Here is an 11,156-nt window from a genome sequence, read left to right on the forward strand (position 1 = left end):
GCATGGCACATTGGACCGGTCTCGCATTCTTGGTCGAACACGAGACAACCCCCTCGGAGGACTTCTTGCAAGCTCTTCGAGGGGGCCTTGCTTCCGTCCCTCACCAACCGTGACAAAAAACGGCCGGAAATCCCTCAGATAGTCTGGTCAGGCTCACACCATCCTGCGTGACCGTTTCGATTACAACACCACCGTAGCCGACTCCTGGAAGGAGCAGACGCTCCTGAACATCGTCAAGCTGCGCTACATGGATCTGCCGATGTTTCTCGACATCGGCCAGATCGTCGCGGGTTATACGGTCGAGAGCACCGGCTCACTGGCCGCGACACTCACGCGGGGCAATGTTCCGCGCCAGGACGCCGCGAGCGTGGGCGGAGCCCTGCGCTACACCGATCGCCCGACGATCACCTACTCGCCGCTCACCGGTGACCGCTTCCTGCGCGGCCTGATGACCCCGATCCGTCCGGGTTCGGTGTTTGCCTTGCTGCAGTCCGGTTACGAGGCGGATTTCGTGCTGGCGCTCAGCCTCGAGTCGCTGAACGGACTGCACAACCCGGTAAGCGCCCAGGGCGGACAGATCGACACCGGCTCGCATGACTTCTCGCACGCGCTTGAACTGTTGCGTGATATCCAGCATGCCGGTGCACTCAGTTTCCGCATGGAAACGGGAGCGCATGGTGAGGAGATGCTGATGTTCTTCCGTCAGCCGGACACGGCATCGCAGACCACGTCGAAAATCGCGGAGCTGGACTCACTGCTCGGCCTGGAATCGAACGATGGGCGCTACAGCCTGATCTATTCACCGGTACCCGGAAAGAAGGGTGAACTTGCCGTGCACACCCGCTCGATGCTGCAGATCCTGCTCGCACTGGCCGGAACCGTCGATGTACCACAGCAGGATCTCGACCAGCACCGTGCATCGGTAGTGCCACGCGAGGACAGCGAACAGATGCCGTTTCACGTCCGAAGCGGTGAGCAGCCGCCGGAGGATGCCTACGCCGCCGTCAACTACCGCAACCGCTGGTTCTGGATCGACGATACCGACTACCGCTCGAAGCGTGCGTTTTCGCTGATCATGTTCCTGTTCACCCTGTCGGAAGAAGGCGACAACCAGCGCCTGCCGGTGCTCACGATTCCGACCGGCTGAGAAGAAAACTAGGCGACACCACGACTCCCGAGGAAATCCGGTGCACTTATCAGGGTACCGGCCAGCTCCCTCGCTTCGGGACGGGTAGCCAGCCAGGCGATCACATCACCGGTCGTCTCCGGTGTGGTGGCATTACGATTGAAGCCAGCGGCCGCATTCGCCCCGAACATGGCGACGGTCGCCTCCGTCACCGTGAATCCGGGCTCCACATTGAAGGACAGGATCCCGTCCTTCGCATGCTCCACGTGAATGAATTCCGCGATACGGTGAAACGCCGTTTTCGGCGCGCCGTAGACAAAGCCCCAGCCACCCTGGCCAGGCGGAGTATGCGGCTGCGTGACGGCCGCGTTCGAGCTCAGGCTGATGTAGATCCCGCCACCCTGGGCAATCATGACCGGCAGGACAAGCCGCGCCAGATAAGCCTGGTTCACCAGATTGCCCAGTACGCTTTTTTCGAACTGGTCGAAGCTGAAGTCGCTGAAGGCGTACATCAGACCCGGCCCCTGGTAGATCGCGTTGTTCAGCAGCAGATCGACGCGCCCCCAGCGCTCGAGCGTCTGCTCGACCACGGCATCCATCGTGCTGCGATCGAGCACGTCCATCACCACCGGCAGAGCTTCGCGACCCAGCGCACGGATGGCAGCAGCAGTGCTCTCGAGGCTGCCGGGCACTGCCACCTCCTGACCGTCGGCAGCGTAGGGCAACGTGGCCTTGCCCTCGCCTTCCTTCAGGGTCCGCCCGGTAATGACGACATCAAAGCCCTCCCGCGCCAGGCTGATCGCAGCAGCCTTGCCGATACCGCGGGTGGCGCCAGTGACGATGGCGATTCTTGACATGGCGTGATTTCCTTCACCAGAACACCGGTTCAGGAAATCATGCCACGTGGTTCACCTTGAACACCATCGCCAAACATTGACGCAGGTCGGCATTCATGCCGACAGATTGGCGTAGGTCGGCATTCATGCCGACGGTGAATTCCCATCCATATCAGTCGGGTCGAAACCCGACCCACACGGATCCCCGGCTCACGCCCGACGGCGCCGACGCCCCATGGCAAACGCACCGGCCGACGCCAGCAACAGCGACAGCGTGCCTGGCTCGGGAACGGCGTTGCGAGGCGGATCACCGGTGATCATGTCCTGGGCGCCCGTGGCTTCGAGAACCATCGTGTACTTGCGCTCCAGTGCCGACGCCGTACCGATGGCACCGAAGTAGCTGCCGAGAGCGGTCTGCGTAGCGGTCTCGAGTCCACTCGCCTTGAAGCTGCCGTTCAGGATGTCCCACCCCGTGTCGTACAGGCTCTCCCAGATCCCGAGCTGGATCGCGGCCGCCTGGTAGGCCGTGGTCGGATGCAACCAGGCGTACGGCGTCTGGTCGGCAGGAACACTCGCAGCGAGTACCGAATTCACAGCGCCGAGAAACGAGAGCGTGCGCTCCGTTGCCCCGTTGAAATCGACCGTGTACGTGACGACCTGCCCGTGGCCGATCGTTTCGTAAACGTCGTAGCAGAACATCCACACATCGTTGATGTTGTCGACGATCTGCCCGGCATCGATATCCACCAGATTCGATGCAGTGCCCTGGAAGCGGCCCGCAGCCACGCTGGCCGTCGTCGATCCAGGACCAGGCAAGGTCGGGTAGGTGATCCTCACGGCGTCATAACCCGGCGCTGCGGTGCCGCTGAAGATCGGCGAATCGAACGTGATGGTAACCGTGGCAGCCTGAGCTCCCACCGAGCAGGCGGCAAAGGCCGCGGCAAGAAGGGTCTTGTGCATGCGTGTCATGGTTGCGAGGCCTCTGTTTCAACGGGTTGCGAAGTTTTAGAGTGCCGGCCCTGGCTCCGACGCTCCTGGTTTGCGGTCGAATGAACCGTTTGGCCATCCGCGCAGATGACGGCTCTTCAGCAGGAACCAGCAGGAACCGTGCCTGAATCGTTTAATTCTGTCTTATCAATCACTTGGAAAAACATCAAAAACAGTCTGGCACAGACTTGTAAGATCTCTTGACAAGATCTGCGTGCGCTGCGTCACAAATTGCCGCACCGTGGTACCTGCCCTGTTGCTGCGGGTATGCTGCCGCACGGATTCCGTACCCTCGACCGGAGGACACACGATGACAACGTTGCAGACGCTCATCGACGAGCTCGATATCAGGCACGGCCTGGCCCGATTCGCCCGCATCCTCGACCACAAACAGTGGGACACGCTCGGCGAGGTGTTTGCCGACGATCTGGATTTCGATTACGGAAGCGGTGGCGAACAGCACGGGCTGGATGCGCTGCGTGAACAGATGCGCCGCTATCTCGACGTGTGCGGTGGCAGCCAGCACCTGCTGGGCAGCATCCGGATCGAGGTCAATGGCGATCGTGCGGTGAGCCACAGCTACGTGCAGGCGCGTCATCAGGGGATCGACAGCCAGACTGGAAAGTTCTTCGATTCGAACGGCCGGTACATCGATCACTGGCAGCGCCGCGCACAGGGCTGGCGCATCGTTCGGCGTGATTCCACCTGGTATGCAAACGCAGGAGACCCTGCGGTGATCGGCATGAGCGGTGCCGGGAACACACTCGATGACACCGCGAAGCTGCTCGCGATCCGCGAGATCGAAACGCTGAAGGCACGTTACTTCCGCTGCATGGACAGCAAGGACTGGGCCGGACTCGAAGCCGTATTCACGCCAAACGTGCTCACCGATTTCCGGGAATCGGTGCAGCCGCGCGACGAAAGCCGCCTCATCGAGGGAGCCGCCCGCTACGTCGCAACGCTGGCGCCCATACTCGAACCGCTGAGCACCGTCCATCACGGCCACATGGCGGAAATCGAGCTCACGTCCGCCACCACTGCCACCGGCATCTGGGCCATGGAGGACAAGCTCTGGGCTCCCGAAGGCTCGGGAATGCCGTGGCGCAGACTGCACGGTTATGGCCATTACCACGAGCGCTACGAAAAGCACGACGGACGCTGGTACATCAGCTCGATACGACTCAGCCGCCTGCGCGTCGACGTCGAATCGTCGGCATGAATGCCGACCTACGCATGCACGTGGGTCGGGTTTCAACCCGACGGATGTTCGTGCATGCGACAATGCCCACCACCCTCACCCGACGCTGATCTCCACGCAAGGCCGCACCATGCACATTCAGACATTCGACGATCTCCTCACCTCGGCTCGCCAGCAGCCCGATGCACAGCGGCTGCTGTTCGTCTTCGCCGTTTCCGAACTGCCCGAGGACGCCACGCCCGAACAGCGCGCACGCTTTCGCGATGGCCTCGGCGGGGCCTTGACCCCATTGATGGAGGTGGACAGGCTCCCGGACGAGCTGGAAGACTTCACGCAATTGATCAGCGAATCACTCGAGTTTGCCGAAGGCACGCCAGCCGAGAACTGGGCCATCGTCTTCTGTGCGGCACTGGGTGGCTCGGGCAGCAATCCACCGAGTCGCGAGGATGCCGATCAGCCGCTGCACACGATGACGGACTCGATCCGCATGGGCAGGATCTCGAGCTACATCGCCTTCGACCGCATGGGCCACCAGGTGCGCCTGGTGCAGGCGCAGTGAGAGTCCATCGTCGGCATGAATGCCGACCTACGGCACAATGCTGTCGGCATGAATGCCGACCTACGAATGTAGGTCGGGTTTCAACCCGACGGGTGTTGAACCATCGTCGGCATGAATGCCGACCTACGAATGCGCGTAGGTCGGGTTCCAACCCGACGGATATCGAACCATCGTCGGCATGAATGCCGACCTACGACAATATCGGCATGAATGCCGACCTACGGAAGCACTGTCATGTACAAATCGATCGCCCTGATGAAATCCAAGCCTGGCCTCACCCGCGAACAGTTCATCGACTACTACGAAAACAACCACGTCCCGCTGATCCGCAGCCTGCTGCCCGAAATCTGCGGCTATCGGCGCAACTTCATCGAGGAGGCGGTGTACGTGGCCCCGGCCTGTGCGGAGCCAGACTACGACGTGATCACCGAACTCTGGTACGCAGACCGTGCGGCGTTCGAATCGGCGATGGCGCGTCATGCGCAACCCGAGATCGGCGGGCGCATCGGCGCCGATGAGGAGAACTTTCTGGACCGTTCGAAGGTGCGCATGTTCGTGGTCGAGGAGCGCGGTGCCGAACCCGATCGGCATGGAGGAAATGCGCTGTGAGTGACGAGCCGCAACGCCGCTACGATATCGTTCTCTGGGGCGCGACCGGGCACACCGGTCGTCGTGCGGCGCGCTATCTGCACGAGCATTACGGCGCACGTGGGCTATTGCGCTGGGCAATTGCCGGGCGCAATCAGACGGCGCTGGAAGCGGTGCGCGAACGCATCGGCGCGACCGGGCTCGACATTCTGATCGTTCCGGGAGCAGACGCCCGTGCCGCAGAGGAACTCGCACGCAGCACGCGTGTGGTCTGTACAACCGTCGCGCCGTCCGCGCTGCACGCAACCCAGATGGTCGAGGCCTGCGTACGCAACGGCACCGACTACTGCGACCTGAGCGGCGAGCTGCACTGGTTGCGTGACATGATGGACCGTCACGACGATGCCGCCCGCGCGAGCGGTGCGCGCATCCTGAACGCCTGCGGTTTCGATTCCATACCATCGGACCTTGGCGTGCAGTTCCTGCAGGAGCAGGCGCTCGCGCGCTTCGGCGAACATTGCCAGCACGTCCGCAACGCCTTCGAATGCGGGCACATCGCGGTTTCCGGTGGCAGCTTCGCCAGCGGTCTCGGCGTGATGGAGGCGATCGCAGGCGAGCCACGCTATGCCGACCTGATCAGCAACCCGAACAGCCTCAACCCGCGCGATCGCATGCGTGGTGCCGCAGTACCCGAACTCGATCACGTGTGCTTCGACGCCGATTTCGAGCAGTACGTGGCGCCCTTCCCGCTCGGCGGCATCAATACGCGGATCGTGCGACGCTCGCACGCGTTGAGCAATTTCCCGTACGGCGAGGACTTCGTCTACGAGGAATGGAAGCTTGCCGGCAAGGGCGCACTGTCGAAGCCGCGTGCGCAGATCGAGGCCTTCTTTGGTCGCATGTTCATGGCAGGCGATCCGAATTCGCTGATGAGCCGGCTGATGCATCGTCTGGGACCGAAGCCGGGCGACGGCCCAAGCGAGGAAGAATCGGCGAAGTTTGGTCCGTTCAGCTTCCGCATGATCGGCACCACACGTTCTGGCAGGACGCTGCGCGGTTACGTCTTCAGCAAGTGGGATCCGGGCCACGGCGGCACTTCGGCAATGCTCTGCGATACCGCATGGTGTCTGGCGATGGAGCGCGAACGCACCGGACGCACAGGCGGCTTCACCACCGCCGGCGTGGCGCTGGGGCCGGTACTGCGCGAGCAGTTGCGTGAGCAGGCGGGGGTGCAGTTCGGGATCGGCGACCCCCCGGCGTGCAAATCGTCGGCATGAATGCCGGTCCACGATGTCGGCATGAATGCCGACCTACGCATGCATGTGGGTCGGGTTTCAACCCGACGGGTGTTTGCCTCATCGTCGGCATGAATGCCGACCTACGCGTGCATGTGGGTCGGGTTTCAACCCGACGGGTGTTTGCCTCATCGTCGGCATGAATGCCGACCTACGAATACGCGTGGGTCGGGTTTCAACCCGACATGCCGCGCGCGAATTCACGCAAAGAACACCCCGCTGCCGAGTGGCTTCGCATCCGGCCACGAACCGTAGGTCTGCAGGATTTCGGGCGGCGGTGACAGTTTTTCCCACGCCGCCAGAAACTCCGTGTACGGCTTGCCGCGCGCACGCCGCGCTTGACGCTCGTCGGCACGCAGGTCCGCAGTACGGTCATGGTCCACCATCAGGCTGCGTTCGTCGTAGGCGACGCGGAACACATTCTGCGCGGTCCAGTGCGAATAGATGCCGGTGCGCAGGTCCTGCATCACAGCATCGGGATCGCGTTCGAGCGCATCACCCCAGCCGCCACCACCAGGGCCGCGCGCGCCGAAACCATCGCCTTCTGCCATCGGTCGAAACGGCAACGTGCTGGCGAGTTCATAGTCCTGCCCGCCGTGTTCGGCACTTGCCATCTGTTGCAGGTTCACCGGCGGCACTATGGCCGGGTCCGCCAGTGGCTGTGAGCCGCCGTTGTTCACCTTGACGCCAGGGCCGCAGCTCGCCGCATAACCGCCGTAGATCCCGGTATTGATCGGAAAGCTGTGCGGCAGCGACACGATCTGTCCGTACAGCATCGCCGAGTCGTGCACGTAGACGCCGCAGGAGCCACCTGCTCCACCACGGTACTTGCCGGGGCCGGCCTGGTCGTGCGCCATGCGCCGGAACGCGTAGATGAACGGGTGCTGCACCTCGTCGTGTTCGATGTCGAGGCTGTCTGCGGTCATGCTGACCACCACGCCCATCGAATCGATGCCGTCGCTGTCGGGGCGTGCGCCACCGCCCGCGGAGTTGTACATGTTGATCGCAAAACCGGTGGTCATGCGCTGGTACTGGTCCAGCCCGGCGTAGGCGTACAGCGCGCCGATCCAGCCGAGCGGAAGCGCGACGTACTCACGCCGCGTGAGATAGCCGGCGCGGGTCACGCACTGCACGAAGGCGAGCGATGCCGTCGCCAGCAGGTGCGCTCCCGCCATCACCGCAGACTCGGGCGACGGATTCAGCACGGTACCGACCGGCGGTGCAATGATCTTCACCGGCCCGAGCAGCCCCGAACTGCACGGCACGCCCGGTGCGACGTAGGCCGGCATCTGGGCGTTGATCGCGGCGCGCGCCGCGTGCGTGGGGCAGTTACCGGCAGCAGGAACCTGCGGCGAGCAACCGTTCAGGTCTACCGTGACGCTGTCACCGTGCACGTGCAGCGTGAGCACCACGCGTATCAGACCGTGCTGGTTCCCGCCCGGCGTGTCGAGGAACAGCACCTGCCGGTAGGTGCCGTCGAGCAGCGCCGAGAACGCCCTTCGCGCGGCCTCGTCGGCTGCGTCGATCGCGCGACGCATCGCGCCGGCAATGCGGTCCGCACCGGCTTCCTGCAACAGCGGCAACAGGCGCTCCTCTGCGCGTACGCACGCCGCACAGCGCGCCTGCAGGTCGCTCTCCAGCATGCGGTGGTTGCGCACCATGTTGCAGAACATCGCCACCACGTCGCTTTTGAGGCGGTAGTTCTCGGCGATCTTCAGCGGCGGCACCTTCAGGCCTTCGTCGTAGCGGCTGCGTATGTGTTCGAGCCCGCCCGGGTCGGTTTCGCCCACCTCCTGGTTGTGGCCCGCCGCCACCACCCAGCACACCAGTTCCTGCTCGTGAAACACGGGCATCAGCACCAGCAGGTCCGGTGAGTGGATGCCGCCGAGCTGTGCCTCGTTGGCGAAGAACATATCGCCCGGATGCACGCCGACCGTCGGGTCGTCGAGGTAGTACTTCAGGATGTACTTGATCGGAATCTGGCCCGTCACCGAATGCACGTAAGTGCCAGGCGCGGCCACGGCGAGATCGCCCTGCGCCGTATAGATGCCGAACGCGCAGTCACCGGACTGGATCGGCTCGGAGATCGCGGTGGTACTCATCACCGCCTTCGCCTCCTGTGCAATCAGCTCGAGACGCGCCGAATACACCGCGAAGTCGCCTGCAGTCAGCCCCTCGAGCCCGCGCTGTTCGCGCGCATCGGGTGCCTCCACCGCGTAGCGTTGCAACAGTTCCGGATCCAGTTTCATCGCTTCGTCCTCCTCGCGATCGGTCGCTCACCTACGGCATTCAGCGGTAGTTGCGCTCGAAGAAATCGGTCTTCTTGCCGGTACGCGGCAGCGTCTCGGGTTCGAGCCAGGTGATCGCCGGCGTCACGCGCAGCTCGTTGCGCAGGCGTTCGAGCAGCTCGCCCTCGAGCTGGCGCAACGCCTCGCCACCAATGCCGGCGGCGTGCTCGATCTTCAGCTTCAGCGGTGGCGTCACGCGCGGCGGCGGCTCGTCGAGCACGATGCGGAACTCGCCGGTCACGCGCGGGTGGAACGCGGCGATCAGGTTGTCGAGCGCCGCCGGATACACGATCGCTCCCTTGACCTTCAGCATGTCGTCGACGCGCCCGACGATGCGGTAGCGAAAGCCCGTATGCCCGCACGGACACCGGCTCATCGTGACTTCCATGATGTCGCCGAGGCTGGTGCGGATGCCGCCCACCGAACCGTCGCCCACGATCGTCGTCAGGCACGATTCGCCGCGCGCGCCGTCCTCGAGTGCGATCGGTTCGTCGGTCGCGGGATCGACCAGCTCGAAGATCGAACTGTCACCGCTCACGTTGTGCATGCCCTGGTAGTCGTGCCAGCCACAGGAGCCGCCGCCGGCGCCACCCATATCGAAAAGTTTCGCACCCCAGGCGCTCTCGATGCGCCGGCGCACTTCAGGCAGGCCGGCACCGGGCTCGCCACCCGAGAGGATGATCTCGACGCCGAGGCTGGATACCGGCTTGCCGATCGCCTTCGGTGCCGCCTCGATCAGGTAGTCGGCGAACGAAGGCGTGCAGAACAGCGCGCGCGGCTTGAAGATCTGCCCGATCTGCAGCAACCGTTCGGCACCGACTTCAGCTCCGACCGGAATCGGGCACGCGCCCATCGCCGAGGCGCTCATCAGCAGCGGCACGCCGCCGATGAACATGCTGAGGCCGAAACCGTGCAGGATGCGGTCACCGGGGCGGATGCCGCAGCGCCACATGATGCGCGCCCAGTTCTCGTTCATCACCTCCATGCCGGCCGGCGTGAACGGGTAAGGCGTCGGCTCGCCGGTGGTGCCACTGGTCGCGGCAAGCAGCCGCAGCTCGTTGCCCGGCGCCGCGATCATGCGCTCCATGGAGCCGATGGTGCCGTGCGCCTCGGCCGCTTCGCGCAAGTCCTGCTTGCGGCACGGCGGCAGCATGCGACCCAGATCCTCGATCCGGCGTACATCGTCGGGCTTCATGCCGTGGCGCTGCATGCGCTCGCGCCAGAACGGCGCACCCTCGTAGAGTTTCGCCAGGTGCGTGCGCAGGCGGTGCAACTGCAGCACGCGCAGCTCGGGTGTGTCGAGGAACGGCTCGATCTGCATGTTCCAGTACGGGCGGTCGCGCTCATGCGTGCTGCTCATCGTCGTGCTCCTGCGTCGTTGCCTGTTTCAGCGCCTGTCGTCGCGACGGCGGAATTTCGCCCAGTCCGGCTTGCGCTTTTCGATGAACGCATCGAGCCCCTCCTGCAGTTCTGCCGACGAACCGCCGGCCAGGAAGAAATCGGGGCACACTTCGCCGAAGGTGTTGCTGTCACGCATCAGGTCGATGTCGCGCTCGAAGGTCGCCTTCGCCAGTCGCAGGCTGTTCGGGCTCTTGTCGAGCAGCGTGTCGCACCAGCGATCAACCTCGGCGTCGAGTTCCTCGTACGGCACCACCGCGTTCACCAGACCCCAGTCGAGCATCTGTGCGGCGCTGTAGCGCTTGCACGCGTACCACATCTCGCGGGCACGCTTGTGGCCGATGATGCGTGCCAGGTAGTTCACCGGAAAACCGCCGATCGGGCTGCCGACGTTGGCGCCGTTCTGGCCGAACAGCGCGTGGTCGGCCGCGATCGTGAGGTCGCAGTGGTACGCGATGTGGTGCCCCATGCCGATGCAGTTGCCGTTCACGCGCGCGATGATCGGCTTCAGGCAGGTGCGGATCGACTGGTGCACCTCCTGGTAGATCGCCAGTTTCTCGGGGCTTTCGTTGCGTCCCTGCTTGATATCGCCGCCGGCGCAGAACGAGCGCTTGCCGGCGCCGCTCAGCACGACCACGCCGATGCTGCGATCGAGATGGCAGTCGAGCAGCGCGCGCACTACCGAACGCACGGTTTCGTGCCGCCACGCGTTCAGCACTTCGGGCCGGTCGACCGTGATGCGCCCCACGCCGGGTTTGAGGTTCTTCTGGTAGCTCACGTCGGCGAGCTGATTGTCACCGTCGGGAAGCAGCTCGACGCCGAATACCGGGCGCTCGCTGGTGTCATTGCTCATGTTCCGGTTCTCCTCTCTGTCATGCGTT

General features: G+C 63.9%; 10 protein-coding genes and 1 pseudogene. 6 read left to right on the forward strand and 5 right to left on the reverse strand.

The features are described from left to right. Window positions 1-247: 247 nt before the first annotated feature. The gene (locus H7A12_05730; GenBank protein MCP5320314.1) at window positions 248-1,147 is read left to right on the forward strand and encodes a hypothetical protein; all 900 of its coding nucleotides are present in this window, start codon (window positions 248-250) and stop codon (window positions 1,145-1,147) included. A gap of 8 nt (window positions 1,148-1,155) precedes the next feature. Here the strand turns inward: H7A12_05730 and H7A12_05735 are convergent, their stop codons facing one another. After that, window positions 1,156-1,983 carry an SDR family oxidoreductase gene (locus tag H7A12_05735; protein MCP5320315.1) on the reverse strand — a complete coding sequence of 276 codons (828 nt, stop codon included), beginning with the start codon at window positions 1,981-1,983 and terminating at the stop codon, window positions 1,156-1,158. A 189-nt stretch (window positions 1,984-2,172) separates the two neighbouring features. After that, a complete protein-coding gene (locus H7A12_05740) occupies window positions 2,173-2,931 on the reverse strand; it encodes a PEP-CTERM sorting domain-containing protein (protein MCP5320316.1) in 759 nt (252 codons plus the stop codon). 328 nt (window positions 2,932-3,259) lie between these two features. Here H7A12_05740 and H7A12_05745 point away from each other — a divergent pair. From H7A12_05745 to H7A12_05765, 5 genes and pseudogenes are all read left to right on the forward strand, one after another. Further along, window positions 3,260-3,688 (forward strand): annotated as a pseudogene (locus H7A12_05745) (nuclear transport factor 2 family protein). Window positions 3,689-3,691: 3 nt separating this feature from the next. Continuing rightward, window positions 3,692-4,168 (forward strand): nuclear transport factor 2 family protein, encoded by a 477-nt coding sequence (locus H7A12_05750; GenBank protein MCP5320317.1) that lies wholly within the window; start codon window positions 3,692-3,694, stop codon window positions 4,166-4,168. A 109-nt stretch (window positions 4,169-4,277) separates the two neighbouring features. Further along, complete coding sequence (locus H7A12_05755; GenBank protein ID MCP5320318.1) at window positions 4,278-4,706, forward strand: ribonucleotide reductase subunit alpha; 429 nt, start codon at window positions 4,278-4,280, stop codon at window positions 4,704-4,706. 234 nt (window positions 4,707-4,940) lie between these two features. Beyond that, window positions 4,941-5,315: an EthD domain-containing protein gene (locus H7A12_05760; GenBank protein ID MCP5320319.1), complete on the forward strand. Its 375-nt coding sequence runs from the start codon at window positions 4,941-4,943 to the stop codon at window positions 5,313-5,315. Continuing rightward, on the forward strand, window positions 5,312-6,571 hold the full coding sequence (locus tag H7A12_05765; protein MCP5320320.1) for a saccharopine dehydrogenase NADP-binding domain-containing protein: 1,260 nt from the start codon (window positions 5,312-5,314) through the stop codon (window positions 6,569-6,571). Before H7A12_05760 ends, H7A12_05765 begins: the two co-directional genes overlap by 4 nt. A gap of 218 nt (window positions 6,572-6,789) precedes the next feature. On the opposite strand, the gene H7A12_05770 is transcribed toward H7A12_05765, so the two are convergent. The 3 genes from H7A12_05770 to H7A12_05780 are packed head-to-tail and all read right to left on the reverse strand — an operon-like array spanning window position 6,790 to window position 11,128. Beyond that, window positions 6,790-8,838: a hydantoinase B/oxoprolinase family protein gene (locus H7A12_05770; GenBank protein ID MCP5320321.1), complete on the reverse strand. Its 2,049-nt coding sequence runs from the start codon at window positions 8,836-8,838 to the stop codon at window positions 6,790-6,792. Window positions 8,839-8,878: 40 nt separating this feature from the next. Continuing rightward, window positions 8,879-10,237 (reverse strand): phenylacetate--CoA ligase family protein, encoded by a 1,359-nt coding sequence (locus H7A12_05775; protein ID MCP5320322.1) that lies wholly within the window; start codon window positions 10,235-10,237, stop codon window positions 8,879-8,881. Window positions 10,238-10,264: 27 nt separating this feature from the next. Further along, entirely contained in the window at window positions 10,265-11,128 is an 864-nt protein-coding gene (locus H7A12_05780; GenBank protein ID MCP5320323.1) for an enoyl-CoA hydratase/isomerase family protein, read from the reverse strand. Between the last annotated feature and the right edge of the window lie 28 nt (window positions 11,129-11,156).

The sequence above is a fragment of the Pseudomonadales bacterium genome (assembly GCA_024234165.1).
Classification (GTDB): Bacteria; Pseudomonadota; Gammaproteobacteria; order Pseudomonadales; family UBA5518; genus UBA5518.

Excerpts from the sequence above, each read along its gene's own strand:
- H7A12_05780 (MCP5320323.1), bottom strand. The coding sequence starts at position 11,128 with ATGAGCAATGACACCAGCGAGCGCCCGGTATTCGGCGTCGAGCTGCTT.
- H7A12_05775 (MCP5320322.1), bottom strand. The coding sequence starts at position 10,237 with ATGAGCAGCACGCATGAGCGCGACCGCCCGTACTGGAACATGCAGATC.
- H7A12_05730 (MCP5320314.1), top strand. The coding sequence starts at position 248 with ATGGATCTGCCGATGTTTCTCGACATCGGCCAGATCGTCGCGGGTTAT.
- H7A12_05750 (MCP5320317.1), top strand. The coding sequence starts at position 3,692 with ATGAGCGGTGCCGGGAACACACTCGATGACACCGCGAAGCTGCTCGCG.
- H7A12_05760 (MCP5320319.1), top strand. The coding sequence starts at position 4,941 with ATGTACAAATCGATCGCCCTGATGAAATCCAAGCCTGGCCTCACCCGC.
- H7A12_05740 (MCP5320316.1), bottom strand. The coding sequence starts at position 2,931 with ATGACACGCATGCACAAGACCCTTCTTGCCGCGGCCTTTGCCGCCTGC.
- H7A12_05755 (MCP5320318.1), top strand. The coding sequence starts at position 4,278 with ATGCACATTCAGACATTCGACGATCTCCTCACCTCGGCTCGCCAGCAG.
- H7A12_05735 (MCP5320315.1), bottom strand. The coding sequence starts at position 1,983 with ATGTCAAGAATCGCCATCGTCACTGGCGCCACCCGCGGTATCGGCAAG.
- H7A12_05770 (MCP5320321.1), bottom strand. The coding sequence starts at position 8,838 with ATGAAACTGGATCCGGAACTGTTGCAACGCTACGCGGTGGAGGCACCC.